Genomic DNA, 26,349 nt, shown 5'->3' on the forward strand with positions numbered 1-26,349 from the left:
CCGGCCTCCTCATGCCTGCACCAGTGGGCCGGGGTTCTTCAGGTAGCGTTCGCGGATCGCCCGCGCCGACCAGTAGGTCAACGCCGCCACCAGCCCGGTGGGGTTGTAGCCCAGGCCCTGGGGGAAGGCCGAGGCGCCGGGCACGAACACGTTGTGCACGTCCCAGCATTGCAGGTAGCGGTTGAGCGCGCTGGTCTTCGGGTCGGTGCCCATGATTGCGCCGCCATTGAGGTGGGTGGTCTGGTAGGTGGAGGCATCGAAGTGCTGGCCGAAGGCCTTTTTCCCCGCGCTGATCGCCTTGGGCCCCATGGCTTCGGCGATCTTGCCCATGCGCTCGACCATGAAGCGGTTCATCTTCACGTCGTTGTCCTTCCAGTCGAAGGTCATGCGCAGCAACGGCTGGCCGTAGGCGTCCTTGTACACCGGGTCCAGGTCGAGGTAGTTGTCGCGGTAGGACTGGTGCGCGCCGTGGGCGTCCATCGACAGCATGTGCCGGTAGCTGTCGGCCACCGCGGCCTTCCAGCCACTGCCCCATTTCGGCGTGCCCGGTGGCACCTTGGTACCGGAGATCGGCTTGGCGCCCGCCTGGTTGACCCAGAACGGCGAGCCGCCGACGAAACCGTGGGGGCCATGGTCGAAGTTGTCGGCGTTGAAGTCGTCCACCGCCACACCGTTGCCGCCGGCACCGATGAAGGGGTTGGTATGGTGGCTGTCGCGGTCGAAGAACGCGGTCACGGTGGAGATGTTCTGGTAGGCGAAGTTGCGCCCCACCACGCCTTGGTTGCTGACCGGATCGTAAGGCTTGCCGATGCCCGAGAGCAACATCAGGCGCACGTTGTTGTACTGGAAGGCGCCGAGGATCACCAGGTCGGCCGGTTGCTCGACCTCGCGTCCCTGGCTGTCGACATAGGTCACGCCGGTGGCCAGGCGTTTGTCCTCGGTCAGGTTGACCCGCAGCACATGGGCATTGTTGCGCAACTCGAAGTTCGGCACCTGGCGCAGGGCCGGCAGGATGTTCACGTTGGGCGAGGCCTTGGAGTACATGTAGCAGGCATAGCCGCTGCAGTAACCACAGAAGTTGCACGGTCCCATCTGCGCGCCGTAGGGGTTGGTGTAAGGCCCCGAGGTGTTGGCCGACGGCAGGTTGTAGGGGTGATAGCCGACTTCACGGGCGGCCTTCTCGAACAGTTGCGCCGACACGGTGTTCTTCTGCGCCACCAGCGGGAAGTCGCTGGAGCGGTCGGCGGCGAACGGGTTGCCGCCCTTGTCGCGGCCCACCACCTGGCCCTTGATCGACCAGGCCGTGCCGGAGGTGCCGAACACTTTCTCGGCGAAATCGAAGTATGGCTCCAGCTCTTCGTAGCTCACGCCGAAGTCCTGGATGGTCATGCCTTCGGGGATGAAGGCCTTGCCGTAGCGCTCCTCATAGTGGCTGCGCAGGCGCAGCTCAACCGGGTCGACGCGAAAATGCACGCCGGACCAGTGCAGCCCCGCCCCACCCGTGCCGGTGCCGGGCAGGAAGGCGCCGAACTGGCGATACGGCACGGCCACGTCGTTGACGCTGTGGCGCAGGGTCACGGTCTCGCGGGAGATGTCCATGAACAGCTTCTTGCGCGAGTTGTAGGTCAGCTCGTCCATGGTCTGCGGGTAGACGCCGTCCGGGTAGGTGTCCCGGGCCGGGCCTCGCTCCAGGGCAACCACCTGCAGGCCGGCCTCTGTCAGCTCCTTGGCCATGATTGCCCCGGCCCAGCCGAACCCGACGATGACCACATCGACTTTTTTCATCTGGCTCATGCTTCAACCCCGCTCGCCGCTGATGGAGACCGGCGGGAACGGATAACGCTCGTCGCGCTCCACCCAGTCCATGAAATCGGCGCGGGCGCCGGGGAAGCCCACCAGCTTCCAGCCCACCAACCCCTGGTTGCCGCCGTGCAGCGGGTCGCTGAAAAAGCCTTCGCGGGTGTTGAGCCAGAGCATGTTGAAGAAGCTGGCCGCCGGCAAAGAGGCAAATGTCGCCGTGCCGCCGTCCAGGGCTTCCAGTACCTGCTGCTGGTGCGCAAGACCGAGCTGGGCGAACACCTTGCCGAACTGCGCCTTGCACCAGGCGTCGGTCTCGGCGATGCCCAGCCGGTAGATCTCCTGGGGGTTGAGCTTGAGCTGGTAGCCCAGCTCGCTGGGGGCGTCGGGGTGGAATGGCCCCTGCATGTACCACAGCCCGCCACTGCCGTAGCGGGTGTTGAGCTGGCGGTCGATGAACTCGGGTACGCCGGCATCGGCCGCGCCCGCGCCCAGGGCATCAGTGGGGATGAGCACGGCCACGGCGGCGCTGACGAAGGCCCACTCCTCCTGGGTGAAGAAGGTCGGCTGGTAGGCGCGCGCGGTAACCGGCCGGGCCGGTTCGGCGGCTGCCGGGGTGGCGCTGTCGGCGAGCACTGCACCGCCCAGTCCCGTGCTGGCGAGGGTCGCCACCGGGATCAGGGTCAGGGATTGGCGCAGGAACGCCCGGCGCGCCGGTTGCACGGAGGCGGGTTGGTCCTTGGACATGAGGATGTCTCTCTGTTGATCAGGTCATACGGGAATCGTCGCTCCTTTGGTGGGTGGGGCCGGGGCTGCTGCGCAGCCCTTTCGCCGGCAAGCCGGCTCCCACAGGGACGGCGCTTGGCTTTAGGGCAGCACGGTCAGTGTGGGAGCCGGCTTGCCGGCGAAAGGGTCGCGCAGCGGCCCCACTCCTCGAAATCACACAAGAGCTGTTGTTATCAGGCAAACGAAACGCTTGCCAGGTTCAACGCATACGCAACTCCCACGCCCTCGGGTTGACCAGGTTCGTCGGCCGCTCGCCGGCCAGCGCGGCCAGCAGGTTGTCCACTGCGCAGCGGGCCATGGCTTCGCGGGTCTCCAGCGTGGCCGAGCCGATATGCGGGGTGACCACCAGGTTGTCCAGTTGCAGCAGCGGCGAATCGGCCGCCAGCGGCTCCTGCACGAACACGTCCAGCCCGGCGCCACGAATGCGCCGCTCGGCCAGGGCCTGCAACAGTGCCGCCTCGTCGAGCACGCGGCCGCGGGAAATGTTCACCAGAATCGCCGAGGGCTTCATCAGGGCCAGCTCGCGCGCGCCGATCAGGTTTTGCGTAGCGCCGGTCAGCGGCAGGCACAGGCAGACGAAATCGGACTCGGCCAGCAACGCATCAAGGCTGCGATAGCCAGCGCCGAACCGCGCCTCCACTTCGGGCCGCGGCTGACGGGTGTGGTACAGCACGCGCATGCCGAAACCGGCATGCGCGCGTCGGGCCAGGGCTTCGCCGATACGGCCCATGCCGACGATGCCCAGGGTCTTGCCCTGCACGTCGCAGCCGAACTGCGCCGGCCCGATCCCGGCCCGCCAGTGGCCGGCGCGAATCCAGCCATCGAGCTCGACCACGCGCCGGGCACAGGCCAGGATCAGCGCGAAACCGGTGTCGGCGGTGGTTTCGGTGAGCACGTCGGGGGTGTTGGTCAGCAGCACCCCGCGCTGATCCAGCGCCTCGATATCGTAGTTGTCCACGCCCACCGACACGCTGGAGATCACCTCCAGCTGCGGCGCCAGGTCGAGCAGCGCGCGGTCCAGGCGCAGGCTGGCACCCAGCAGGCCATGGGCGCCCGGCAGCGCCGCGCGCAAGCGCGCCAGGCCATCGGCGGCCGGCGCTTCCACCAGGGTCACTTCGGCCTGCGCGTGCAGGCGCGCCATCAGTTCATCGGAGAGGCGTTTGTAGGCGACGATGCGCTTTTTCATGCTGAGGCTCCTATCGGCTCGGCGCCAGGTTGTGCCGGCGCGCCTGTTGCAAGGGGTTGAGGACGGCGGTCAGGGCCACGGCCAGCAGCAGTGCACTGCACATGAACAGGTACGAGGCGCCGGGGCCGCCGGTGACGCCATTGAGGTAGCCGACCAGATACGAGCCCGAGAACGAGCCCAGCGCGCCCATGCTGTTGATCAGCGCCATGGCGCCCCCGGCGACGTTGGCCGGCAACAGTTCGGGAACGATCGCGAAAAACGGCCCGTAGGGCGCGTACATGCAGGCCCCGGCGATCACCAGCAAGGCGTATGACCACCAGAAGTGCTCGGTGCCCAGGGCATAGGAGCCGTAGAACGCCAGCGCGGCGATCAGCAGCGGCGGCCAGACGAAGCGCTTGCGCTTCTGCAGGCGGTCCGAGGCCCACGACACCCCGAGCATGGCCAGCACCGCCCCCAGGTAGGGCACCGCCGACAGCCAGCCGGCGGTGACGATGTCCAGCGCGGCGGCCTGTTTGAGGATCGACGGTAGCCAGAGGACGAAGCCGTACACACCGATGCTCCAGCAGAAGTACTGCAGCGACAGGATGATCACCGTGGGCGAACGGAATGCCTCGGCATAGTTCTTCACCGGCTTGATGCCCTGCTGCTCGGCCTCCAGCGCTTCGCGCAGCGCGGCCTTCTCCCGGGCATCGAGCCACTTGGCCTGCTCCGGTCGGTCATCGACCAGGCGCCACCAGATGAACGCCCAGAGAATGGCCGGCGCGCCTTCGATGATGAACATCCAGCGCCAGTCGAACTGCTGCACCAGGTAGCCCGAGACCACCGACATCCACAGGATGGTCACCGGGTTGCCGAGGATCAGGAAGGTGTTGGCCCGCGAGCGCTCGGCGCGGGTGAACCAGTGACACAGATAGATGAGCATGGCCGGCATCACCGCCGCCTCGACCACGCCCAGGAGAAAGCGGATGGCGATCAGCCAATAGACGTCGTGGACGATCCCGGTCAGCGTGGCCAGCCCGCCCCAGAGGATCAGGCTGGCGAAGATCAGCTTCTTCACGCTGTGCTTCTGCGCGTACAGGGCGCCCGGCACCTGGAAGAAGAAGTAGCCAAGGAAGAACAGCGCGCCGAGCAGCGACGACAGCGCCGGGGTGATCTTCAGGTCGTCGGCCATGCCCGAGGCCGCGGCGAAGCCGTAGTTGGCCCGGTCGAGGTAGGCCAGGCTGTAGGTAATGAAGACGATGGGCATGATGTACCACCAGCGTCTGGGTGCGAGTCGATCGATCTGCATGGGTGTTCTCCTGGTCTTGTTGTTCTTGTCACATCAGGTTGCGCACAGGCCGGCGCTTCAGCGTGCTTCGCGCGCAGGGTTTTCGTGGTGGTCCAGTTCATGACGTTGCGGCAGGCCTTCCATGTCGCCGCGGCTCTGCACCGCGCGGCTGCCGCACCAGTTGCCGCGGGCCACGGCGCGGCGCAGCGGCAAGCCTTCGAGCAAGGCGCTGATCACCCCGACGGCGAAGGCATCGCCCGCACCCACGGTGTCCACTACCCGGGCGACCGGCTGGCCGGGCACCACGCCATGGGCACCCTGGACATCGCGCCAGTAGGCGCCTTCGGCCCCCAGCTTGATGGCCACGTATTGCGCGCCCTGCTCTAGGTAGAACTCGGCGATGGCCTGCGGCGACTGCCGACCGGTGAGCAGGCGCCCCTCCTCCAGCCCTGGCAGCACCCAGTCGGCCTTGGCCGCCAGGGCGTTGACCTCGCGCACCATGGTCTGGCGGTCGGGCCACAGCGAGGGACGCAGGTTGGGGTCGAAGGAGATGCTGCGGCCATTGGCTCGCATGCCGTCCAGCAACTGGTGACACAGTTCGCGGCAACTGCCTGAAAGCGCCGCCGGAATGCCCGTGGCATGCAGGTGCCGGGCCTGCAACAACGCCGGCCGCAGCAGCGCGGGCGACAGCCGGCTGGCCGCCGAACCACGGCGGAAATACTCGACTTTCGGATCGCTGCCATCGTCGCAGCGCTCCTTGAGCTGGAACCCCGTGGGGTGCCCGGCATCGATCTCGACACTGGAACAGTCCAGGCCTTCGCGGCGCAGGCTGTCGAGCACGAAGGCACCGAGCGAGTCGTCGCCGACCCGGCTCAGCCATTGCACCCGCAGGCCCAGGCGTGACAGGCCGATGGCCACGTTGCTGTCGGCACCGGCGATGCGTTTGCCGAAGCCCTCGACCTGGGCCAGGTTGCCCGGCTGCGCCGCCACGAACATGGCCATGGTTTCACCGAAGCACAGCACATCATGCTCAGCCATGGCACACCTGCCCTTCCAGCTCGGCCAGTTGCGCGACCTGGCGCGCCGTCAGTGCCAGCAGGTCCTCGCCGGCCAGGGGGTACTCGATGGCACGCGGCAGGCCCGGGGCGAAATGCGTCATCAATTCGCGCCACTGGGCCAGGTCGAGGTCCTCGGGCACCACGGCCACAAGGCGCCCGTCGGCGCGGCGCGCCACCGCCTTGCAGTGCACGTAGCGCACCCAATGCCCCAGCAATTGCGCGGCCAGCAGCGGCGACTCGTCGTGCCAGTACCAGTTGCCGATGTCGAAGGTCATGCCCGGCGCCACGCCCTGGACCTGGGCCTCGCGAAAAAACTTCACCAAGGTCGGCAGCCGTCCACCGTAGGGCGTCTGGTCGTTTTCCACGTACAGCGCCGTCTTGTGTTGCAACAGTGGCGCCAGCGCCGGCAAATCGCAGCCAGCCTGGTAATGACCCAGCGACACCTTGAGCGCCACCGCGCCGATCTCACCCGCCAACTGCAGGCGCTGGGCAATCGCGGGCTCCAGGCTGCCGTCCTCGCGCCACAGTTCCAGTGGCGTGGAATAGAGACTCTGCAGGCCATGCTCGGCGGCCAGGTTGGCCAGGCTTGCGGCGTCAGGCGCGGTGTCGAACAGCTCCTCGCGCCACTCCACCCGCCGCGCCCCGGCCGCGGCGAGCAACGGCAGGTAACTGGCCTGACCGAACCGCCTCACGGCATCGGCACCGAAACTCGACAAGCTGATGGAAACAGTGTGCGTACGCATCGTGGTAGTCCTTGTTCTTGTAGATGAAACCGGTTTCATTTTTTCCCGGCAACAACGGCGTCCGGGACGCCGTCAGTGGTGTGATCGGGTAGAGCCCCGCGCAATGAGCTGCGCGCGCAAATCCAGGCGCCGGGCCGGCAGTGGGCTGCCTTGCAGGCGCTCCAGCAGGCACTGGAACGCCGCCGCGCCGATGCGCCCGGTGGGTTGCGCCAATGCGCTGATGCCGTCGCCCACCAGCGGGTACCAGTCCAGGTCGTCCAGCGCCAGCAGGCCCAGGTCCTGGAACAGCGGCCCGCCCCTGGCGTGCAGCACCCGCACCAGCTCCAGGGTGGCGACACCATTGCAACTGAACAGCGCCTGCGGGCCGTGCCCTGCCCCGGCGATGAACGCGCCCAACTGTTCGGCAAGGCCCTGGCCTACCTCCAGCACCTGCCCGCGCAACCCACGGCGCCGGGCGATGGAGGCCTGGAAGGCATCCACGCGCTCCTGCCGCGAGCTGGTGCCATCGAGTGGCTCGGTGACGGCGAGGATGTCGCGATAACCGTTGTGTTCAAGGTGATCGAGCGCCTGCTCGACGGCGTCGCTGTTGTCCAGGCCCACCAGGTCGACCGGCAGGCCCGCCGGTTGCCGGTCGACCAGCACCATGGGCAGGTCGCGGGCCAGGCTGGCCAGTTCCCCGGCGCGGTGGCCCAGGGTGTTCACGATCAGGCCGTCGACGTTATACGACTGCAGGGCCTGCAGCTGGCTGCGCTCCTGGGCGTCGTCACAGTCGGTGTTGCACACCACCAGGCTGTAGCCGTGCTGGCGACAGGCTGTCTCGACAGCGTGCATCACCGCCACGGAATAGGGGTTGCGGATATCCGCCAGGAGCATGCCGACCAGCCCGGTGCGGCCGCGCTTTAGGGCACTGGCCATACGGTTGGGGCGATAGCCCAGGCGCTCGACGACGGCTTCGATCCGCTGCGCGGTCGCCTCGGCGAGCAGTTGCCGATCCTCGCCCATATAGCGCGAGACGGTTGCCTTGGAGACGCCGGCCGCCTTCGCGACCTCGCTGATAGTGACCCGCCCGCGGACGGGAACTGCGTCTTTATCCACCCCTGAGCCCTTCTTGTAGGTGTTTGTGCAGGGTTGATGAAACCGGTTTCAATGAAATCAGGGATGGCCCATGCCGTCAAGTGGCGGGCTTTGTGCCAAAGCAGGCGCATACACTGCCAAACCCTCCCTCCTGCCCTGTACCTCGGCCTTCAGAGCGGTATGGTGATACTTCGGACTTCGCTCGCCCTGCCCTGGAGATCGCCATGACCGCTCTGTTTCGTATCAGCCTGGTGCTAATGCTCGCCGGCATGGGAATGGGGGATATCGTGGTGGCCAGCGTCGGGCTGCTGGGCTTGTGCGCAGGTGCCGTGGTGCTCAGCGTTCGCCAGGATGAAGGTGAAGGTGAAGGTGAAGGTGCTGAGGTCACCGGAGAAACTGAATTCATTGCCTAGTTGTGGCGTCAGGTGTTTCCCGCAGCTCACATGAAGGAAACTTCATGATCGCCGCAGCACCCTTGCCTGCGGGCCAGGCCCATGCCTGGGCTGCGCAGGGCGGCGCTCCCGTCTTGAGCCCCACCGCCTGCCCGCGTAGCATCGCCGCCCCACCCGCCGCTCTCCTGTGCTCATGCCGCAACCCATTCCCCTCAAGGACCACGAAAAGGAAAAGCACCTGGTCAACCGCCGGCTGCTGGCCTGCGCCCTGCTGGTGCTCGGCCTGGTGGCGGTGCTGGTAGGTCGGCTCTACGTGCTGCAGGTGTTGCAGCATGACCAGCAGTCGGCGGTGTCGGAAAACAACCGCGTGCACGTGCTGCCGATCCCGCCCGAACGCGGCCTGATCTATGATCGCAACGGCGTGGTGCTGGCCGACAACAAGCCCAGCTTCAACCTGACCATGACCCGCGAGCGGGCCGGCGATTCGAAGAAGGTGCTCGACAACCTGGCGCAAGTCCTGGGACTGTCCGATGACGACCGCCAGCAGTTCGACAAGGACCTGCGCCGCGGCCGCAAGCCGTTCGAGCCGGTGACCCTGCTGGTCGGCCTGAGCGAGGAGCAGATCGCCCTGATCGCGGTCAACCAGTTCCGCCTGCCGGGGCTGGAGGTAGAGCCGCAATTCATTCGCGAGTACCCCTTGGCCGAACACTTCGCCCATTCGGTCGGCTACGTCGGACGCATCAACGAGAAGGAAGCCAAGAGCCTCGACAGCACCGCCTACCGTGGCACCCAGTCGATCGGCAAGACCGGCATCGAGCGTTTCTACGAGGACCAGCTGCACGGCCAGGTGGGCTACGAGGAAGTCGAGACCAACGCCCAGGGCCGGGTGATGCGCGTGCTCAATCATCACGACCCGGTGCCGGGCAAGGACATCGTGCTGAGCCTCGACGCCCACCTGCAGCAAGCCGCCGAGAAGGCCCTGGGCGATCGGCGCGGCGCGGTGGTGGTGCTCGACCCGGCCAACGGCGACGTGCTGGCGATGGTCAGCAACCCGGCGTTCGACCCCAACCTGTTTGTCAAGGGCATCAGCTTCAAGCAGTACGCCGCCCTGCGCGACTCCATCGACCGGCCACTGTTCAACCGCGTGCTGCGCGGGCTGTACGCCCCAGGCTCGACGGTCAAGCCCGAGGTGGCCATCGCCGGCCTCGACAGCGGCGTGATCACCCCCGGCAGCCGGGTGTTCGACCCCGGCTACTACGAGCTGCCCAACTACGAGCACAAGTACCGCAACTGGAACCGCACGGGCGATGGCTGGGTGGACCTGTACAGCGCGATCATGCGCTCCAACGACACCTACTTCTACGACCTGGCGCACAAGCTGGGCATCGACCGCCTGCACGACTACATGGCCGAGTTCGGCCTCGGTCAGAAGGTCTCGCTTGACATGTTCGAGGAAGCGCCGGGGCTGATGCCGTCGCAGGCGTGGAAACGCGCCACCCGGCGCCAGGCCTGGTTCCCCGGCGAAACGCTGATTCTCGGCATTGGCCAGGGCTACATGCAGGTAACCCCGTTGCAGCTGGCCCAGGCCACCAGCCTGCTGGCCAGCAAGGGCGTGTGGCACCGCCCGCACCTGGCCCTGACCATCGGTGGCCAGGCGCCGGTCGACCCGCATCCGATGGCGGATATCGTGCTGCACGACAAGCATGCCTGGGACCAGGTCAGCCAAGGCATGCAGATGGTCATGCACGACCCGCGCGGCATCGCCCGCGCATCCGCCGCCGGCGCCCAGTACCGCATCGCCGGCAAGAGCGGCACCGCGCAGGTGGTGGCGATCAAGCAGGGTGAGCGCTATAACCGCGACAAGACCCTCGAGCGCCACCGCGATAACGCCCTGTTCGTCGGTTTTGCCCCGGCCGATCAGCCGGCGCTGGTGGTGGCGGTGATGATCGAGAACGGCGAGGCCGGCGGCCGGGTGGCGGGGCCGGTGGTCCGGGAGGTGATGGATGCGTATCTGCTGGATGAGCAGGGGCATTTGAAGGCGCAATATGTGAGGTTGGCCAAGACGGTTGCGCATACCTTGTGACTGTAAAGCCCAGGCCGCCGCGTTCAGAAAGTGCACCCTCAATTGTACGACACCAAAGCTGCAAACATAGGCTTATTGAAACAGGCCACTTCTCACGAGCGTAATTCTCATTACTTTTTGATTCACTTTCGGGGACGATAATTTTTACCTGTTCGAATTCTTGCACTACCCGGAACAAGACTGACCAACTCATTATCAACATCAAAAGCATCACGATATTGATTCTCACCAGCCTCAAAGATATCGCCAAGCCTATCGAACGGCTCATTATAATTCTTCACCTCAGCTTCGCTAGCGGGCCGGTATGTAGCCTTACCGCGCGCCGAGACTTCCCGTACAATCGTGTCAAATTCTTTGAGATCAACTCCTCTTACATAAAATTCTTCGCCAGAAACTACATACACCAACAGCTTACTTCTTTCGATAGCGGTAGTATCCCGTTTTGGCCCAAGAGAAAAATTCGCCGTATTTCCGGGCTTCTCCCAAGCTTCCTGATTACTTGGGGAAAAATCTTCGCCCTCAATAGATAGCGAGGTGGATTTCCGAGTATCTATCAACATTGCCTTTTTTGGCTTTAGCCGCCTGTGACCTGACGGATCAATAGCATTCACGGGATCATTGCCACAGTAAGCATATGCATTGCAACCACCTGCGCGAAAAGGACTTAAACTATCGGGCGACATAAACCTCATTAACACTGGGCTGTACAGCCGATAGCCATTTCCGAGTAAATACCCCAGTAACGTCTGCTCCTGCAACTGGCCATTGAAACCCATTACCGAGGACAGCCCAATGGCAGGCAGCCGATAACCAAAAGCGGTATAGGGCATTGGGGGAATAACCGGCAATGCATGCAGGTGCAGCACCGAACCGTGCCGGTCGGTGGCCAGCAGGGCCATTTTCGAGCTACTAACAGTTGATACTGACATGCACACTCCTGAACAAGGTTCCTGTCCGCATGACTGTGCAGGCAACTTCATTAGCCCGCAACTGACAAAAATGCCAGGCCTGTCAACCTGCTTACCGTGTGCCCTATCGCAAGGCAAGCCTGTATCTGCTGGTCTGGCGTTGCCTCAACCAGCGGCTTTCGGCATCAGGTCATAGGGGTGTTTCCACCCTGGCATGTCCTGGATTCGCTGCTTCCAGGCTTCGATATGCCCGAACTCGGTAACTGCCAGGCCGGTATCCTCGGGCATGTACATATAGCCCGCCAGCGAAAGATCGGCGATGGTCAGCCGCCCGCCCACCATGAACGGCGTCTTCGCCAGGTGCGCATCGACGATCTGGTAGGCCGCCCTGGCCCGCTCGCGCAGGAAGCGGGTGACATCCGACTCGCCCATCTGCTTCAGGCAGTAGATGAAGCGCAACGCCGCGTAGTAGCTGGTGAACTTGTGGTTGTCGAACAGCATCCAGCGCCAGATCTCGCGCTTCTCGTGATCGTCCCGCGGGCCGAACTGGCCGCTGCGCTCGGCCAGGTAGTCGAGGATCAGCGCCGATTGGGTAAGCTTCTCGCCGGCATGCTCCAGCACCGGCACCTCCCCTTGCTCGTTGACCGCGTCACGCCAGTCCTGCCCACGGGTCTGGCCATGGAAGAAGTCGACGAACACCGGCGCCCAGTCCTGGCCGGTGAGTTCCAGCATCAGCGCTACCTTGTAGGCGTTTCCCGACTCGGCAAAGCAGTGGAGCGTGTATTCGGCCATGGCATCCGGTTCCTTTGATTGGCAGGCTGCAGGACAGCGAGCAAATCATGGGCAAAGGCCGAGGTCAATGTGGGCAAACTGAGCTCACGCTGGCAACTGATCAGTTCGAACGCATCAGCACATACGCTTCACCGCCCTTGCGGTCATGGTGCAGGATGAACATCTCGCCCTGAATGTGCAGACGGCCAGCGGCGTTTGCGAATAGGGCTTGGGATTACTATCAATTTTGCCAGTTGTCGGAGAACAGAAACTCGCTCAATGTCACCGCATTACCCTTCGGACAGCACAGCCATGGAACTCTACCGACGACTAACGCAGTACTCAGCGATCCTGGCCATCGACACTCAAGGTTCTATCGTGAGGCATCAGAACACACATGATGGAACGGCATTTTGCTATACAGCCTTCGGCCATACTCCTTTCAACGGTCGTGCGCTACGCTTCACCGCACAGGTACATGAGCCCTTTGAGGGCTACGTGCTGGGCAAAGGCTATCGAGTGTACAGCCCCATTCTGATGCGTTTTTTTTCCGTGGACAGCCTGAGCCCTTTCGCTGAGGGAGGGATCAATGCTTACGCCTATTGCGCGGGCGATCCGGTTAACCACATTGACCCATCAGGACATATGCTGCGGATGAACAAGAGCAGTGCCCAAGGATCGAGTGTTTCCTCCACCCGCAAGCCCAAGGGCGCTCCTGCAGATTTTTCACGAACAACGGCCACTACTTCCGTTCCCGATGCTTCCTACTCAACCGCAGGCTCCCGCCAACGTGTTCAGCCAGGTCAGCAATCAGGTACCCATGACACTTCGAACTCGCCGAAGGTTATACGCACTCATGGCACCACAGCGGATTCGGATTCGGACTGGAGTTCGGACTACGATAGCGATGGCGATAGCGGGAATGCATCAAGCGAACGCGCCTACACAGAAGCGCGCGTGCGCGGCGTTGAAGTGTTGCTGAATGTCAGCCAAAACGGCCACACCGATTTCAAGAACCTTAGTAAGCCAAGCAAAATATGGTGGGTTCAGGAGGGACAACACAACTCAAGGAACTCCTGACACCCGCCACCGCTCTTATGAACATGCAGTAACACCCTTGGGCATCACCTTTCCGGAGGACTCGCCATGCGCCACTTACTGCTCGTTCCCTCGCTGCTGCTCCTGCTCCCTGCCGGTGCCGCCCTGGCCCGCGTCGATGCTGGGGACGTCGCCACCTCGGCGGGGGTCTCCGCCTCGCTGTACTCGACCTTCAAGGATGACAAACGGATCATCCCGGCCCGCGACGAGCTGTCGGCCTTCGTCGCCAGTGGAGGTGCCATTCGCGGGGCCTATCTGGAAGCGGCGCTGGCCGAGGTGCGCCAGGCCAATCCGGGGCTGCAGGCCAGTGACGAAGAGCTGGCCCAGGCGCTGCTGTCACAGGATGACAGGCTGGCGGATCACTGACGGACCAGGGCGACCTGGCGCCGCTTGCGCGGCGCCGGTCAGCCCGGGCGGTTGGTCACACCGAACGGGATATGCACCGACGGCACCACCGTGCTGGTGCTCTTAAGGTGCCCGGACTGGTCATCGAAGAAGATGTGCGGCTTTAGCACCTGCAATACCCTGCGCTTCTCGATACCGCCCAGGAAGAACGCATCATTGGCCATTACCCCCCAGCTTTTCAGGGTATTGAGCGCCCGCTCGTGTGAAGGTGCGTTGCGCGCCGTGACGATCGACACTCGCAGGCGGTTCTCGTAAGTGGGATTGGCCAGCTTGTGCTGCTCCTCGGCCGCCTGGATGCGGGCAATGCGCACGAAGAACTCCTTGAGCGGGCCGGGGTTGTGCGGCTGGGTGACATTGATCACTTCATGGGCGTGGAAGCTGCCCAGGCCGCCCGACTGCATCACCGCTTCCGACTCATCGCCGGCCAGCACACCGTCGAAGTCGAAGGCGATGCGCAGGTTATCGTCGCTTTCATCGTCGTCGAACTTCGAATCCAGCACCTGCCCCGCCGGGTAACCAGCCTTGATCGCGGCGTCCACGTGCTGCTTGTCGGCGGACAGGAACAGCGCGATGTTCAACGCCGGGATGTACTCATACGGCGAGCGGCCTTGGGTGAAAATCGCCCGGGTCATGTTCAAGCCGTAGTGACCAATGGTCTTCATCACCCGCATGCCGGTGTCCGGGTCGTTCTGCGACAGCAATACCACCTCCACCAACGGGTCCTCGGGGTCGCCGCGCAGGTCATTGAGCGCCAGCAGGCGCTTGATGAAGGGATAGGCGATGCCCTTGCCCAGCGGCTCATCCAGGTGCTGCTCCTGGTACTTGCGGTATTGCGCTTCACCGTCGCGGCGGAACACGGCGTCCGACTCGCTCAGGTCGAACACGGCGCTGGAAGCGACACCGATGACCAGGCGATCATCCAGTTCGAAGGCCATGGGGCATTCCTTGTGTGGGTAGATGTTCTGCGCGATGCCGTTCAGCTGTCGCTGCGGCCGTGCAGGCGCGAAGTCCAGTCCTCGACCTGGCGTTGCTCCAGGCGCTTTTCCAGGGTCCGGCGCCAGTTCGGCACCAGTGGCAGTTCCAGGCATTCACGCAACAGGCCGGGCTCCAGCTGTTTGTCGAACAGCACCGCCGAAAGCCGCGCCACCGACCACTGGCCATAGGGCCGTTCGACCAGTTGCAGGGCATCGCCCGCCTGTACCTCGCCCTCCTCCAGCACCCGGTAGTACCAGCCGGTGCGTCCGCTCTGCTGCACCCGCAGCGCCATCTGCGCCACGTCGAAACGGTCGTTGAGCTTCCAGCACGGCATGCGCCCCTGGGAGATCTCCAGCAATGCCGTGCCGACGCGGATACGGTCGCCCAGGCACACATCGGCCTCGCGCCAGCCGCTGCTGCTGAAGTTCTCGCCGAAGGCACCGGGCCGGGTCAGCAAGGGGTGTTCGCCGAGTTCCGCGACCCAATCGGGGTAGTGATCGCGGGGATAGTGGTGGATGGCCTTCTCGACGCCGCCGTGCACGCGCAGATCGCCCTGTTCGTCACCGGCGATACCGAGCAAGGTCACCCGCAAGGGGCCTTGGCGGGGTTGCTTGTCGATGGCGCTGAGGGAACCTGGGCGGGTGAATGGCCGGGCGCTGCCGGTGAGCAGGCAGTCCAGGCGCGGGCTGGGCGAGGTCATGCGGCGGTCTCGTGAGAAGGACCGGGAGAGCTTACACCAGAGCCCGCGAGAGGCCCAACCGGCCGATTGCCGGAGCTGCTCAGAGCATAGTCCGCCAAGGTCGGCGCCACAGGGCTTCAGCCCAACGGCAGACCCACCTCGGCCACCAGGAAGTCGATGAACACGCGGACCTTCAGCGGCATGTGGCGGGCCTGGGGATAGACCAGCATGAACGGCCGCGATGTGCCGCCATGCCCGGCCAGCACCTCCACCAGCTCGCCGCTGTCCAGGGCGTCCTGCACGGTGAAGCGGTAGGCCTGCATCAGCCCGCCGCCATGACGCACCAGGGTGGTGGTGGCGAGAAAATCGCCCAGGCAGGTCAAGGCGCCCTGGGTTTCCAGTTCGACCCATTGCCCCTCGCGACGAAAACTCCAGGGCGGACGCCGGCCATTGCTGGGCAGTTCGAACTGGATGCACTGGTGCCCGGCCAGGTCCTCAAGGGTCTGTGGCACACCGGCCTGGGCCAGGTAGCCCGGGGTGGCGACCACCACCAGCTCGGCATCCTCCAGGCGCCGGGCCACCAGCCGCGAGTCGGCCGGTGCGCGTCCGCGAATCGCCAGGTCGAAATGCTCTTCGGCGAAATCGACGTTGCGGTTGCTCACGTGCACATCCACTTGCACCCGCGGATAGCGTTGGCGAAAACGCGGCAGCAGTGGCAACAGGCGGTGGTGAGCGTAAGGCGTCGGCGCACTGATGCGCAGGCAGCCTGCGGGCTCGAGCTGGCCGCCGGTGACCTGGCGCTCGGCCTCGACCAGTTGGCCCAGCGCCTGGCGGCAATGCTGGTAGTAGGCCTGGCCGGCCTCGCTCAAGCGCATCTGCCGGGTTGTACGCACGAACAGGCGCACGCCCAGGCGTTCCTCCAGTCGCGCCACCGAACGGCTCACCGCCGCGGGGGTGACACTGGCGAGGGTCGCGGCCTCGGTAAAGCTGCCGGCATCGGCGGCAAGGCAGAACAGCTCCAGGCTGCCCAGTTGCAGATCATCGAAGTGGCGGGTCATGGGTGGCTCGATTGATTACATGATGTATCGATTGAAATGCCACACGCCTCATTTTTCAAGTCGGCGTTACAGCCTAGAGTGGCTGCACACCCGCGCACTGGCTCGACTCACCGGAGATTTCCCCCATGAGCACCGCAAGAACCGTCATCATCACCGGCGCCTCCAGCGGCCTGGGCTTCGCCCTGGCCCAGGCCTTCCTCGAGCGTGGCGACAACGTGGTCGGCAACGCCCGCACCCAGGTTCGCCTGGACGAGGCCGCCGCCCGCCTGGGCAACCCGCGTGGCTTTATCGGCGTGGCCGGCGACATCGCCGAGAAAGCCACCGCAGAGCGGTTGTTCGCCGCCGCCCAGGAAGCTTTTGGCCGGGTCGATATCCTGGTCAACAACGCCGGCATCTTCATCCCGAAACCTGTGACCGACTACACCGAGGCCGATGTCGACGCGCTGGTCGGCACCAACCTCAAGGGCTTCTTCTACCCCGCCCAGGCCGCCGCCCGGGTGATGAAGGCCCAAGGGCACGGGCATATCGTCGCGATCACCGCTTCGGTGGCGCTGCAACCGGACACCCGCGTGCCGGCACTGTTGCCGGTGCTGGTCAAGGGCGGGCTGAACCAGGCGGTCAAGGGCCTGGCGCTTGAACTGGCTGCCAGCGGCGTGCAGGTCAACGCCGTGGCCCCGGGGATCATCGACACCCCGCTGCACAACGGCAGCACCGAAGGCCTCGGCGCACTGTCGCCGAGTGGACGCACCGGCCAGCCCGAGGACGTGGTGAACGCCGTGCTGTACCTGACCGACGCGCGCTTCGTCAGCGGCGCCGTGCTGCCCGTCGACGGTGGCAGCACCGCCGGCACCTGGCACTGAAACGGGAGCCACGCACATGCCTTATGTCCATATCCGCGTCACCGAAGAAGGCGTCACGGCCGAACACAAACGCCAGCTGATCGAAGGCACCACGCGTTTGCTGGAACAGGTGCTGAACAAGCCACCGGCAAGCACTTTCGTGGTCATCGAGGAGGTGCCCACCGACAACTGGGGGGTCGCGGGTGAGACGGTGACGGCGCTGCGCCAGCGCGAGCGGCGCTGAAACCATCACGGGCGAAAGGGTAATGTCTGTCAGTTCGCGTCACTGGGGCTGCTACGCAACCCCTCGCCGGCAAGCCGGCCCCCACAGGTACAGCGCGGAACTCACGAATTGCGCGGACCCTGTGGGAGCCGGCTTGCCGGCGAAGGGGCGCCTGCGCGCCCCGGGTTTCAGCCTCGGCCCACCGATCGTGCTACACGGTCCACCGCGATACGCGTCTTCTCCACCAGTTCGTCCAGCTCGCCACGGCTGGCCACCAGGGCCGGCGCCATGATCATCCGCCCCAGGGTCGAGCGAATGATCACGCCTTCCTCGAAACCAAAGGTGCGGCACTGCCAGGCCAGGTCGTTCTCGTTGGCGAAGCGCTTGCGCGTGGCCTTGTCCTCGACGAACTGCAAGGCTGCCACCAGGCCGGTGCCCTGTACTTCACCGATCAACGGGTGATCGGCAAACACCTCGCGCAGGATGCGCTGCAGGTACGGGCCGGTGTCGTCCTTGACCCGGCGCACGATACCCTCGTCGCGCAAGGCCTTGAGGTTGGCAATAGCTACCGCCGCCGCCACCGGGTGGCCGGAATAGGTCAGGCCGTGGGCGAATACCCCGCCCCGCTCCACCAAAGCCTCGGCGATACGCTTGCTCAGCACCAGGCCGCCCATGGGCACGTAGCCGCTGGTCAGACCTTTGGCGATGGACAGGGTGTCCGGCTCGAAGCCGAAGTGCTGGTGGGCGAACCATTCGCCGGTGCGGCCGAAACCACCGATCACCTCGTCGGCGCACAGCAGCACGTCGTACTGGCGGCAGATGCGCTGGATCTCGGGCCAGTAGCTCTCGGGCGGGAAGATCATGCCGCCGGCGCCCTGGAACGGCTCGGCGATGAAGCCCGCAACGTTCTCGGCGCCCAGTTCGAGGATCTTCTCCTCCAGTTGCTGGGCGCAACGGCGGCCGAATTCCGCCGGGGTCAGCTCGCCACCCGCGGCGAACCAGTACGGTTCGTCGATATGCGCCACATCCGGGATCAACCCGCCCATTTCGTGCATGAACTTCATGCCACCCAACGCCGTGGCCGCCAGGGTCGAGCCGTGGTAGCCGTTCCAGCGGCCGATCATGATCTTCTTGCGCGGCTGGCCGACCACCTGCCAGTAACGGCGCACGGTGCGGATCAGCACCTCGTTGGCCTCGGAGCCGGAGTTGGTGTAGATGGCGTGGCTGTAGTGGCCGGGCAGCAGGCTGAACAGCAGCTCGGACAGCTCGATCACCGCCGGGTGGGTGGTATGGAAAAACATGTTGTAGTAGGCCAGCTGGTCCATCTGCGCGGCGGCGGCGGCGGTCAGGTCCTTGCGGCCATAGCCGAGCTGGGTGCACCACAGGCCGGACATGCCGTCCAGGTAGCGGCGGCCGTCGTTGTCCCACAGGTACAGGCCCTCGCCGCGGGTGATGACCCGCGGTCCCTCGGCGTTGAGCGCCTTCTGGTCGAGGAAGGCGTGAATGTGGTGGGCGGCGTCGCCAGCCTGGTAGTCGCGGGTATCGCGTTTGCCGGTCGCCGGGGTGATGGGTGCGTTCATTGTTGTTCTCCTCGGGTGAATATCAGCGCAGCTGGATCCAGGTGGTCTTGAGCTGGGTGTACTTGTCGAACGAATGCAGCGAGAGGTCGCGACCGAAACCGGACTGGCGCCCACCACCGAACGGCACGGTCACATCCAGGGCGTCGACGGTGTTGACCGACACCGTGCCGGCCCTGAGCCGTCGGGCCACGCGGTGGGCACGGTTGAGATCGTCGCTCCACACCGACGCGGCCAGCCCATAAACGCTGTCGTTGGCCAGGGCGATGGCCTGCTCCTCGTCGTCGAAGGTGCTGACCGCCAGCACCGGGCCGAAGATCTCGTCACGGGCCAGGGCCATGTCCTGGCGCACGTCGGTGAAGATCGTTGGCGTGATGAAGTTGCGCGAGCCGTTCACGCTCAGGCGCTCACCGCCGCAGCGCAGTCGTGCGCCCTGCTCCCGGGCCTGGCCGATGGCGGCTTCGATACGCGCGGTCTGCGTGGCATCGACGATGGCGCCGGCACGGCTGGCCGGGTCCAGCGGGTCGCCGGGCAGCCATTCACGGGCCTGGCGCAGCAGACGCTCGACGAACTCGTCGTGGATCGAGCGCTGCACGTACAGCCGCGAATTGGCCGAGCACACCTCGCCCTGGTTGAAGAAGATGCCGAACGCGGCCTTTTGCGCCGCCAGGTCGAGGTCGCGGCAATCGTCGAACACCAGGTTCGGGCTCTTGCCGCCGCATTCGAGCCACACCTGCTTGAGGTTCGACTGCGCCGAATACTGCATGAAGTACTTGCCCACCTGGGTGGAACCGGTGAACACCAGGCAATCCACGTCCGGGTGCAGGCCCAGGGCACGGCCAGCGGTTTCGCCCAGGCCCGGTACCACGTTGAGCACGCCCTCCGGCAACCCGGCCTCCAGGGCCAGCTCGGCCAGGCGCAGGGCCGAGAATGGCGACTGCTCGGCGGGCTTGAGCACCACGCTGTTGCCTGCGGCGAGCGCCGGGGCGACCTTCCAGGCGGCCATGTCCAGCGGGAAGTTCCACGGTACCACCGCGCCGACCACGCCCAACGCCCCGCGGCTGATCATCGCCACCGCGCTGGCGGCGGTCGGGGCGACCTGGTCATAGAGCTTGTCCAGCGCCTCGCCATACCAGGCGAACACCTGGGCCGCGCCGGGCACATCGATGGTGTAGGCATCCATCACCGGCTTGCCCATGTTCAGCGAGTCGAGCAGCGCCAGTTCCTCGCGGTGGGCCAACATCAGCTCGGCCAGGCGCAGCAGTACGCGCTTGCGCTCGGCCGGCGCCATGCGTGCCCAGGGACCGTGCTCGAAGGCGCGGCGGGCGGCGCTCACCGCCTGGTCGATCTCGCTGTCGGCACAGGCGGCGACCTGGGCCAGGCACTGCTCGGTCGCCGGGTTGATGGCGGCGAAGGTGGCGCCGTCGCGGGCCGCCACCGGGCGCCCGTCAATCAATGCGGTGGTGATGAAGCTTTGCCGCGCGGCGCGCTGCAGCCAATCGCTTTTCGTATGCACGCAGGTCTCCCCTCCGGCCACACCCGGGCCGGTGATTGTCGTTGTCTGGATGAGGTGAAGCGGTGGGTCAGCGCCGTCGCAGGTAGCTTTCCAGCGGGTCCTTGCTCAAGCCTTCCTGGGCCTGGGCCAGCGAGGCGATGAACAGCGAGAACAGCTCGGCCTGGGTGGCGATATCGAGCTTGGCGTAGAGGTTCTTGCGGTGGGTCTTGACCGTGTCTTCGCTGATGCCCAGGCGCTCGGCCAGCGAACGCGTGGAATGGCCGCGCAGCAGGTACTGGGCGACATGGCACTCACGCTCGGTGAGCAAGGACGAGCCGAAGTTGTTCAGCGCGGCGTTGATCTGCCGCCCCAGCGCGCTTTCGAAGCGCCCGCCCAGGGCCTCGGCATCCAGCTGCCCCCAGTGCCGGCGCACCACCGCCGCCACCCAGGCGGCGACGCACTTGAGCTCGGCCACCTGGCGACTGCCCAGGCGGCGGGTGCTGCCCAGGGCCACGGCGATGGTCAGCTGGGCGTCCAGCGGCACCAGGTAGTTGAGTTCGTCCTCCAGGTGCGCGTGCTGGTAGAACGAGGTGTAGTACTCGCTGCGCTTGAAGTGGTCGGGGGCGACATCGCTCAGGCGATAGCAACCGGCGGGCACGCCGTCCATACAGGCGCGGTAGAACGGGCACAGCAGGTAGTAGCCTTCGAGGTACTTCTGCACGTTGCCCTCGGGCAGCCAGGGCCCCTCGTCGTCCTTGGCGAACAGCGCCGACGGCAGGCCCTTGCGCGGATACAGGAACACGGTGATGGCCTGGCACGCTGCCAGTTGGTTGAGCGCGGCGAACAGTGCCTCGACGAAGCCTGGGGTGCCGATGGCGTCGACCACGCGGGCCATCTGCGCATACCAGTCGGGCGAATTCAGCTGGGCATTGCTCATTATTGTCTTCCCCGCCAGGGTGAGTGCTGGACGGGATTGTTTCATGGGGGGGACGGGGCGGCTATCACCCTTCGGGGTGAGAGGCGACCATCGTTCCGCCTGTAGCGACGCCATCGCGGGGCAAGCTCCTACAGGTAACCGGTAGTTGCTACAGTGGGTGCCTCGGCCAAGAGCGCGCGTGACGACAAAAATGCAGGGCAGCCCTGCAGATTTGCCAATTGTGCAAGGTAATTTTGCATGACAGGATCGACCGATCCGCTCGCGCACTCCAGGACTTCACTTGGAAAATCAATAACAAAGCAGGGAGACCGCGATGACCGCGCACGCTCAACCCTCGGCAACGGATCAGGTACTGGCCGAGGTCCGCAACCACATTGGCCACCTCACCCTCAACCGCCCAGCCGGCCTCAACGCCCTGACCCTGGACATGGTGCGCAGCCTGCAGCAGCACCTCGACCAATGGGCGCAGGACCCGCAGGTGCAGGCCGTGATGCTGCGTGGCGAGGGGCCCAAGGGTTTCTGCGCCGGCGGCGACATCCGCTCGCTGCACGACAGCTTCAAGGCCGGCGAAAAGCTGCACGAGGATTTCTTCGTCGAGGAATATGCCCTGGACCTGTGCCTGCACCGCTACCGCAAGCCGGTGCTGGTATTGATGGATGGCTTCACCCTCGGCGGCGGCATGGGCCTGGCCCAGGGCTGCGACCTGCGCATCGTCACCGAGCGCAGCCGCCTAGGGATGCCCGAGGTGGGTATCGGCTACTTCCCGGACGTCGGCGGCAGCTACTTCCTGTCCCGCGTGCCCGGCGAGCTGGGCATCTACCTGGGCGTCAGCGGTACCCAGGTCAAGGCCGCCGACGCCCTGTACTGCGGCCTCGCCGACTGGTATCTGGACAGCACCAGGCTGGCCGCGCTGGATGAAGGCCTGGACCGCCTGGTGTTCGGCGAGCACCCGCTCAAGGACCTGCAGGGCCTGCTGGCCAAGCTCGGCACCCAGGTGCTCGAGGACGCCCCGCTGGCGCGCCTGCGCCCGGTGATCGACCACTTCTTCGCCCTGCCCGACCTGCCCAGCATCATCGAACAGCTGCGCGCCGTGACCATCGGCGACAGCCACCCGTGGGCGCTGGAGACTGCCGCCCTGCTGGAAACCCGCTCGCCGCTGGCCATGGCCGTGACCCTGGAGCTGCTGCGCCGTGGCCGCCACCTGAGCCTGGAAGACTGTTTCGCCATGGAACTGCACATCGACCGCCAGTGGTTCGCCCACGGCGACATCATCGAGGGCGTGCGCGCCCTGATCATCGACAAGGACAAGCAGCCGCGCTGGAACCCGCCGACCCTGGGCGAACTCACCGCGCAGCGCGTCGACCAATTCTTCGAAGGCCTGTGAGCCCGGGAGTACACAGATGCAAGACCTGGAACTGAGCGAAGAACAGATCATGATCCGCGACATGGCGCGCGACTTCGCCCGCGGCGAGATCGCCCCCCATGCCCAGGCCTGGGAGAAAGCCGCCTGGATCGATGACGACGTGGTACGCAAGATGGGCGAGCTGGGCCTGCTCGGCATGGTGGTGCCGGAAGACTTCGGCGGCAGCTACACCGACTACGTCGCCTATGCCCTGGCGGTCGAGGAGATCGCCGCCGGCGACGGCGCCATCGGGGCGCTGATGAGCATCCACAACTCGGTGGGCTGTGGCCCGTTGCTGGCCTACGGCACGCCTGAACAACAGCAGGCCTGGCTGCCGCCACTTGCCAGCGGCGAGGTGATCGGCTGCTTCTGCCTGACCGAGCCCCAGGCCGGCTCCGAGGCCCACAACCTGCGCACCCGCGCCGAACTGGTCGATGGCCAGTGGGTGATCAATGGCGCCAAGCAGTTCGTCAGCAATGCCCGCCGCGCCAAGCTGGCCATCGTCTTCGCCGTGACCGACCCGGAGCTGGGCAAGAAAGGCCTCTCGGCGTTCCTGGTGCCCACCGACAACCCTGGGTTCAAGGTCGACCGCAGCGAACACAAGATGGGCATCCGCGCCTCCGACACCTGCGCGGTGACCCTGGACAACTGCCGCATCCCGGCCGCCAACCTGCTCGGCGAGCGCGGCAAGGGCCTGGCCATTGCCCTGTCCAACCTCGAAGGCGGGCGCATCGGTATCGCCGCCCAGGCCCTGGGCATCGCCCGCGCGGCCTTCGAGGCGGCACTGACCTACTCCCGCGAGCGCATCCAGTTCGGCAAGCCGATCAACGAGCACCAGAGCATCGCCAACCTGCTGGCCGACATGCAGGTGCAGATCAACGCCAGCCGCCTGCTGATCCTGCACGCCGCGCGTCTGCGCAGCGCGGGCAAGCCTTGCCTGTCGGAGGCCTCCCAGGCCAAGCTGTTTGCCTCCGAGATGGCCGAGCGGGTCTGCTCGATGGCGATCCAGGTGCATGGCGGCTACGGCTACCTGGAAGACTATCCGGTGGAGAAGTACTATCGGGATGCTCGGATCACCCAGATCTACGAGGGCTCCAGCGAGATCCAGCGGATGCTGATCGCCCGTGAGCTGAAGCATTATCCGATCTGACGTTCCCATCGCGGGTCAAGGCTGCTCCCACGGTGGAGCAGCCTTGACCCGCGATGAATTGTTCAAATCATGAGATTTATTCGTCTCATATGATACAGTATTGGATCTTTCGTCTCTTTTCGCCTGCCCGACAGCCGAACCCCGACTGAGGTCCCTATGCGCAGATCCCTCCAAGAAGAACGCCTGCTCAAGGCGCTGGCCCATGCCATTGTCGTTCATCCCCGCGCCACCCTGAAAGAGCTGGCGGAAACCGCCGGGGTCAGCAAGGCCACCCTGCACCGCTTCTGCGGTACCCGCGAAAATCTGGTGAACCTGCTCGAGGACCACGGCGAGCACGTGCTCAACCAGGTCATCCAGGAAGCCGACCTGGAACGCACCGAACCCTTGGTCGGCATTCGCCACCTGATCGCCGAGCACCTCAAGCACCGCGAAATGCTGGTGTTCCTGATGTTCCAGTACCGCCCCGACACCTTGCTCAACAACGCCGAGGATCTGCGCTGGCAGGCCTACACCCAGGCCATGGACGCGTTCTTCCTGCGCGCCCAGCAACTGGGCGTGCTGCGCATCGACATCAGCGCGGCGGTGTTCACCGAAATGTTCATGACCATGATCTACGGCATGGTCGATGCCGAACGCCGTGGCCGCGCGGCCAGCGCCAACACCGCGCAGACCGTGGAACAGTTGTTTCTCAACGGCGCGCGGGCCCAGGCCTGAAGCTGAGGGCGGCTACCGCCCCTGCCCGCCCGCCAGCGCCTCGATGCTGATCTCGCGCATCCTGAACTTCTGCACCTTGCCGGTCACCGTCATCGGGAATTCATCGACGAAGCGGAAATGGCGCGGCACCTTGAAATGCGCGATGCGCGCCCGCGCCCATTCACGCAGTTCTTCCTCGCCCAGGGTCTGCCCCGGATGCAGGCGAATCCAGGCGACGATCTCCTCGCCATAGCGGCTGCAGGGGATGCCGATCACCTGCACGTCGGCCACCGCCGGGTGGGTGAAGAAGAACTCCTCCAGCTCCCGCGGATAGATGTTCTCGCCACCGCGGATGATCATGTCCTTGCTGCGCCCGACGATGCGCACGTATCCCTGTTCGTCCATCACCGCCAGGTCGCCGGTGTGCATCCAGCCCTCGGCGTCGATGCTCTCGGCGGTGGCCTTGGGGTTGTCCCAGTAGCCGAGCATCACGCTGTAGCCGCGGGTGCACAGCTCGCCGATCTCGCCGCGTGCCAGGGTAGTGCCTGCGCTATCGATCACCTTGCTCTGCAGCCACGGCTGGGTGCGGCCGACGCTGGTCACCCGGCGCTCCAGGTCGTCGGCGGCGCCGGTCTGCAACGACACCGGGCTGGTCTCGGTCATGCCGTAGGCGATCTGCACCTCGCCCATGTGCATCTCGTCGATTACCCGGCGCATCACCTCGATCGGGCAGGTGGCGCCAGCCATGATCCCGGTGCGCAGGCTGGACAGGTCGAACTCATGGCGACGCGGGTGATCGAGCTCGGCGATGAACATGGTCGGCACGCCGTACAGGGCGGTGGCGCGTTCTTCGGCCACGGCCTGCAGGGTGAGCAGCGGATCGAAGGCGTCATTGGGGTAGATCAGGGTGCTGCCGTGGGTCATGCAGCCGAGGTTGGCCATGACCATGCCAAAGCAGTGGTACAGCGGCACCGGCACCACCAGCCGGTCGTGCTCGGTCAATCCGAGGCTTTCGCCGACCATGTAGCCGTTGTTGAGGATGTTGTGGTGGCTGAGGGTCGCGCCCTTGGGAAACCCGGTAGTGCCGGAGGTGTACTGGATGTTGATCGGCGCGTGCCGGTGCAGGCTGGCCTGGCGCGCGGCCAGTTGCCCGGGGGCGGTTTCACCGGCACGGGCCTGCAACGCCGACCAGGCCAGGAAGCCACCAGGTGGCGTGGCCGCCAGGCTGATGACCCCGCGCAACGCGGGCAGGCGCGCGCTTTGTAGCTCGCCCGCTCGGCAGGCGCCGAGCTCGGGCACCAGGTCCAGCAGCATCGCGTGGTAGTCGGAGGTCTTGAAGGCGTCGGCGCAGATCACCCACTGGCAGGCCGACTGGCCCAGGGCGTATTCCAGTTCGCTGGTGCGGTAGGCCGGGTTGATGTTGACCAGGATCGCGCCGATCTTGGCGCTGGCGAACTGGGTGATGCACCATTCGGCGCAGTTGGGTGCCCAGATCCCTAAGCGGTCGCCGACCTGCACGCCCAGGGCCATCAGAGCGCGGGCCTGCTGGTTGACCGCATCGGCCAGTTGTCGCCAGGTGTAGCGCAACTGCTGATGGCGGACGATCAGGGCCTCGCGGTCGGGGAAGCGGGCGACGGTGGCGTCGAAGGCGTCGCCGATGCACAAGTTGAGCAAGGGAATGGCGTTGCTGCCTACGGTGTGGCTGGGCTGGGTCATGGGGTGTCTCTTGTTGTTCTTGTAGGGATTGATCCGG

At 65.4% G+C, this 26,349-nt stretch carries 25 protein-coding genes; 9 read left to right on the plus strand and 16 right to left on the minus strand.

Features of this window, described 5'->3' with window-relative positions:
• Positions 1–9 precede the first annotated feature (9 nt).
• From ACQ4OD_RS21850 to ACQ4OD_RS21880, 7 genes are all read right to left on the minus strand, one after another.
• On the minus strand, positions 10–1,785 hold the full coding sequence (locus ACQ4OD_RS21850) for a GMC family oxidoreductase (protein ID WP_430944926.1): 1,776 nt from the start codon (positions 1,783–1,785) through the stop codon (positions 10–12).
• A 12-nt stretch (positions 1,786–1,797) separates the two neighbouring features.
• Complete coding sequence (locus ACQ4OD_RS21855; protein WP_139670629.1) at positions 1,798–2,544, minus strand: gluconate 2-dehydrogenase subunit 3 family protein; 747 nt, start codon at positions 2,542–2,544, stop codon at positions 1,798–1,800.
• A gap of 238 nt (positions 2,545–2,782) precedes the next feature.
• Positions 2,783–3,769, minus strand: coding sequence for a 2-hydroxyacid dehydrogenase (locus ACQ4OD_RS21860; protein ID WP_198755543.1), 987 nt, complete (start codon positions 3,767–3,769; stop codon positions 2,783–2,785).
• A gap of 10 nt (positions 3,770–3,779) precedes the next feature.
• Complete coding sequence (locus ACQ4OD_RS21865; RefSeq protein WP_198755542.1) at positions 3,780–5,057, minus strand: MFS transporter; 1,278 nt, start codon at positions 5,055–5,057, stop codon at positions 3,780–3,782.
• Positions 5,058–5,114: 57 nt separating this feature from the next.
• Positions 5,115–6,074: a sugar kinase gene (locus tag ACQ4OD_RS21870; protein WP_198755541.1), complete on the minus strand. Its 960-nt coding sequence runs from the start codon at positions 6,072–6,074 to the stop codon at positions 5,115–5,117.
• Positions 6,067–6,837 (minus strand): sugar phosphate isomerase/epimerase family protein, encoded by a 771-nt coding sequence (locus tag ACQ4OD_RS21875; protein WP_430944917.1) that lies wholly within the window; start codon positions 6,835–6,837, stop codon positions 6,067–6,069. The genes ACQ4OD_RS21870 and ACQ4OD_RS21875 overlap by 8 nt, the downstream gene beginning before the upstream one ends.
• A gap of 72 nt (positions 6,838–6,909) precedes the next feature.
• The gene (locus tag ACQ4OD_RS21880) at positions 6,910–7,932 is read right to left on the minus strand and encodes a LacI family DNA-binding transcriptional regulator (RefSeq protein ID WP_430944918.1); all 1,023 of its coding nucleotides are present in this window, start codon (positions 7,930–7,932) and stop codon (positions 6,910–6,912) included.
• Between the two features lie 203 nt (positions 7,933–8,135).
• Here ACQ4OD_RS21880 and ACQ4OD_RS21885 point away from each other — a divergent pair, with 203 nt between their 5' ends.
• On the plus strand, positions 8,136–8,324 hold the full coding sequence (locus ACQ4OD_RS21885; protein WP_430944919.1) for a hypothetical protein: 189 nt from the start codon (positions 8,136–8,138) through the stop codon (positions 8,322–8,324).
• Positions 8,325–8,496: 172 nt separating this feature from the next.
• On the plus strand, positions 8,497–10,386 hold the full coding sequence (mrdA, locus tag ACQ4OD_RS21890) for a penicillin-binding protein 2 (protein ID WP_430944920.1): 1,890 nt from the start codon (positions 8,497–8,499) through the stop codon (positions 10,384–10,386).
• Between the two features lie 122 nt (positions 10,387–10,508).
• Here the strand turns inward: mrdA and ACQ4OD_RS21895 are convergent, their stop codons facing one another.
• Positions 10,509–11,315, minus strand: coding sequence for an RHS repeat-associated core domain-containing protein (locus tag ACQ4OD_RS21895; RefSeq protein WP_430944921.1), 807 nt, complete (start codon positions 11,313–11,315; stop codon positions 10,509–10,511).
• A gap of 144 nt (positions 11,316–11,459) precedes the next feature.
• Positions 11,460–12,086 carry a glutathione S-transferase family protein gene (locus tag ACQ4OD_RS21900; RefSeq protein WP_430944922.1) on the minus strand — a complete coding sequence of 209 codons (627 nt, stop codon included), beginning with the start codon at positions 12,084–12,086 and terminating at the stop codon, positions 11,460–11,462.
• 291 nt (positions 12,087–12,377) lie between these two features.
• Here ACQ4OD_RS21900 and ACQ4OD_RS21905 point away from each other — a divergent pair, with 291 nt between their 5' ends.
• Positions 12,378–13,145, plus strand: a complete 768-nt coding sequence (locus tag ACQ4OD_RS21905) for an RHS repeat-associated core domain-containing protein (RefSeq protein ID WP_430944923.1) — start codon at positions 12,378–12,380, stop codon at positions 13,143–13,145.
• A gap of 66 nt (positions 13,146–13,211) precedes the next feature.
• On the plus strand, positions 13,212–13,529 hold the full coding sequence (locus ACQ4OD_RS21910; RefSeq protein WP_102684839.1) for a DUF2388 domain-containing protein: 318 nt from the start codon (positions 13,212–13,214) through the stop codon (positions 13,527–13,529).
• A gap of 38 nt (positions 13,530–13,567) precedes the next feature.
• Here the strand turns inward: ACQ4OD_RS21910 and ACQ4OD_RS21915 are convergent, their stop codons facing one another.
• From ACQ4OD_RS21915 to ACQ4OD_RS21925, 3 genes are all read right to left on the minus strand, one after another.
• Complete coding sequence (locus tag ACQ4OD_RS21915; RefSeq protein WP_102684840.1) at positions 13,568–14,503, minus strand: 5'-nucleotidase; 936 nt, start codon at positions 14,501–14,503, stop codon at positions 13,568–13,570.
• Between the two features lie 41 nt (positions 14,504–14,544).
• Entirely contained in the window at positions 14,545–15,243 is a 699-nt protein-coding gene (locus ACQ4OD_RS21920) for an MOSC domain-containing protein (RefSeq protein ID WP_430944924.1), read from the minus strand.
• A gap of 116 nt (positions 15,244–15,359) precedes the next feature.
• Positions 15,360–16,280 (minus strand): LysR family transcriptional regulator, encoded by a 921-nt coding sequence (locus tag ACQ4OD_RS21925; protein ID WP_110704008.1) that lies wholly within the window; start codon positions 16,278–16,280, stop codon positions 15,360–15,362.
• A 125-nt stretch (positions 16,281–16,405) separates the two neighbouring features.
• Here ACQ4OD_RS21925 and ACQ4OD_RS21930 point away from each other — a divergent pair, with 125 nt between their 5' ends.
• Together ACQ4OD_RS21930 and ACQ4OD_RS21935 are read left to right on the plus strand one after the other, a co-directional pair.
• Positions 16,406–17,140 (plus strand): SDR family NAD(P)-dependent oxidoreductase, encoded by a 735-nt coding sequence (locus tag ACQ4OD_RS21930; protein WP_198755533.1) that lies wholly within the window; start codon positions 16,406–16,408, stop codon positions 17,138–17,140.
• Between the two features lie 16 nt (positions 17,141–17,156).
• The gene (locus tag ACQ4OD_RS21935) at positions 17,157–17,363 is read left to right on the plus strand and encodes a tautomerase family protein (RefSeq protein WP_046855364.1); all 207 of its coding nucleotides are present in this window, start codon (positions 17,157–17,159) and stop codon (positions 17,361–17,363) included.
• Positions 17,364–17,530: 167 nt separating this feature from the next.
• On the opposite strand, the gene ACQ4OD_RS21940 is transcribed toward ACQ4OD_RS21935, so the two are convergent.
• The 3 genes from ACQ4OD_RS21940 to ACQ4OD_RS21950 all read right to left on the minus strand — a co-directional run bounded on the left by ACQ4OD_RS21940 (position 17,531) and on the right by ACQ4OD_RS21950 (position 21,351).
• Positions 17,531–18,922: an aspartate aminotransferase family protein gene (locus ACQ4OD_RS21940; protein WP_102684845.1), complete on the minus strand. Its 1,392-nt coding sequence runs from the start codon at positions 18,920–18,922 to the stop codon at positions 17,531–17,533.
• Positions 18,923–18,944: 22 nt separating this feature from the next.
• On the minus strand, positions 18,945–20,435 hold the full coding sequence (locus ACQ4OD_RS21945) for an aldehyde dehydrogenase (protein WP_430944925.1): 1,491 nt from the start codon (positions 20,433–20,435) through the stop codon (positions 18,945–18,947).
• A 67-nt stretch (positions 20,436–20,502) separates the two neighbouring features.
• The gene (locus tag ACQ4OD_RS21950; RefSeq protein ID WP_139670661.1) at positions 20,503–21,351 is read right to left on the minus strand and encodes a helix-turn-helix transcriptional regulator; all 849 of its coding nucleotides are present in this window, start codon (positions 21,349–21,351) and stop codon (positions 20,503–20,505) included.
• A gap of 313 nt (positions 21,352–21,664) precedes the next feature.
• Here ACQ4OD_RS21950 and ACQ4OD_RS21955 point away from each other — a divergent pair, with 313 nt between their 5' ends.
• The 3 genes from ACQ4OD_RS21955 (at position 21,665) to ACQ4OD_RS21965 (ending at position 24,617) form a co-directional block, all read left to right on the plus strand.
• Positions 21,665–22,735, plus strand: a complete 1,071-nt coding sequence (locus ACQ4OD_RS21955) for an enoyl-CoA hydratase/isomerase family protein (RefSeq protein ID WP_198755530.1) — start codon at positions 21,665–21,667, stop codon at positions 22,733–22,735.
• Between the two features lie 16 nt (positions 22,736–22,751).
• A complete protein-coding gene (locus tag ACQ4OD_RS21960; protein WP_038706259.1) occupies positions 22,752–23,903 on the plus strand; it encodes an acyl-CoA dehydrogenase family protein in 1,152 nt (383 codons plus the stop codon).
• Positions 23,904–24,059: 156 nt separating this feature from the next.
• On the plus strand, positions 24,060–24,617 hold the full coding sequence (locus ACQ4OD_RS21965; RefSeq protein ID WP_110703995.1) for a TetR/AcrR family transcriptional regulator: 558 nt from the start codon (positions 24,060–24,062) through the stop codon (positions 24,615–24,617).
• 12 nt (positions 24,618–24,629) lie between these two features.
• On the opposite strand, the gene ACQ4OD_RS21970 is transcribed toward ACQ4OD_RS21965, so the two are convergent.
• A complete protein-coding gene (locus ACQ4OD_RS21970; protein ID WP_258701529.1) occupies positions 24,630–26,312 on the minus strand; it encodes an AMP-binding protein in 1,683 nt (560 codons plus the stop codon).
• Positions 26,313–26,349 lie beyond the last annotated feature (37 nt).

It is taken from the genome of Pseudomonas sp. WC1 (assembly GCF_050586565.1).
GTDB lineage: Bacteria > Pseudomonadota > Gammaproteobacteria > Pseudomonadales > Pseudomonadaceae > Aquipseudomonas.

Coding starts and splice junctions, on each gene's coding strand:
- ACQ4OD_RS21850 (WP_430944926.1), bottom strand. CDS start 1,785: ATGAAAAAAGTCGATGTGGTCATCGTCGGGTTCGGCTGGGCCGGGGCA.
- ACQ4OD_RS21855 (WP_139670629.1), bottom strand. CDS start 2,544: ATGTCCAAGGACCAACCCGCCTCCGTGCAACCGGCGCGCCGGGCGTTC.
- ACQ4OD_RS21860 (WP_198755543.1), bottom strand. CDS start 3,769: ATGAAAAAGCGCATCGTCGCCTACAAACGCCTCTCCGATGAACTGATG.
- ACQ4OD_RS21865 (WP_198755542.1), bottom strand. CDS start 5,057: ATGCAGATCGATCGACTCGCACCCAGACGCTGGTGGTACATCATGCCC.
- ACQ4OD_RS21870 (WP_198755541.1), bottom strand. CDS start 6,074: ATGGCTGAGCATGATGTGCTGTGCTTCGGTGAAACCATGGCCATGTTC.
- ACQ4OD_RS21875 (WP_430944917.1), bottom strand. CDS start 6,837: ATGCGTACGCACACTGTTTCCATCAGCTTGTCGAGTTTCGGTGCCGAT.
- ACQ4OD_RS21885 (WP_430944919.1), top strand. CDS start 8,136: ATGACCGCTCTGTTTCGTATCAGCCTGGTGCTAATGCTCGCCGGCATG.
- mrdA (WP_430944920.1), top strand. CDS start 8,497: ATGCCGCAACCCATTCCCCTCAAGGACCACGAAAAGGAAAAGCACCTG.
- ACQ4OD_RS21895 (WP_430944921.1), bottom strand. CDS start 11,315: ATGTCAGTATCAACTGTTAGTAGCTCGAAAATGGCCCTGCTGGCCACC.
- ACQ4OD_RS21900 (WP_430944922.1), bottom strand. CDS start 12,086: ATGGCCGAATACACGCTCCACTGCTTTGCCGAGTCGGGAAACGCCTAC.
- ACQ4OD_RS21905 (WP_430944923.1), top strand. CDS start 12,378: ATGGAACTCTACCGACGACTAACGCAGTACTCAGCGATCCTGGCCATC.
- ACQ4OD_RS21910 (WP_102684839.1), top strand. CDS start 13,212: ATGCGCCACTTACTGCTCGTTCCCTCGCTGCTGCTCCTGCTCCCTGCC.
- ACQ4OD_RS21915 (WP_102684840.1), bottom strand. CDS start 14,503: ATGGCCTTCGAACTGGATGATCGCCTGGTCATCGGTGTCGCTTCCAGC.
- ACQ4OD_RS21920 (WP_430944924.1), bottom strand. CDS start 15,243: ATGACCTCGCCCAGCCCGCGCCTGGACTGCCTGCTCACCGGCAGCGCC.
- ACQ4OD_RS21925 (WP_110704008.1), bottom strand. CDS start 16,280: ATGACCCGCCACTTCGATGATCTGCAACTGGGCAGCCTGGAGCTGTTC.
- ACQ4OD_RS21930 (WP_198755533.1), top strand. CDS start 16,406: ATGAGCACCGCAAGAACCGTCATCATCACCGGCGCCTCCAGCGGCCTG.
- ACQ4OD_RS21935 (WP_046855364.1), top strand. CDS start 17,157: ATGCCTTATGTCCATATCCGCGTCACCGAAGAAGGCGTCACGGCCGAA.
- ACQ4OD_RS21940 (WP_102684845.1), bottom strand. CDS start 18,922: ATGAACGCACCCATCACCCCGGCGACCGGCAAACGCGATACCCGCGAC.
- ACQ4OD_RS21950 (WP_139670661.1), bottom strand. CDS start 21,351: ATGAGCAATGCCCAGCTGAATTCGCCCGACTGGTATGCGCAGATGGCC.
- ACQ4OD_RS21955 (WP_198755530.1), top strand. CDS start 21,665: ATGACCGCGCACGCTCAACCCTCGGCAACGGATCAGGTACTGGCCGAG.
- ACQ4OD_RS21960 (WP_038706259.1), top strand. CDS start 22,752: ATGCAAGACCTGGAACTGAGCGAAGAACAGATCATGATCCGCGACATG.
- ACQ4OD_RS21965 (WP_110703995.1), top strand. CDS start 24,060: ATGCGCAGATCCCTCCAAGAAGAACGCCTGCTCAAGGCGCTGGCCCAT.
- ACQ4OD_RS21970 (WP_258701529.1), bottom strand. CDS start 26,312: ATGACCCAGCCCAGCCACACCGTAGGCAGCAACGCCATTCCCTTGCTC.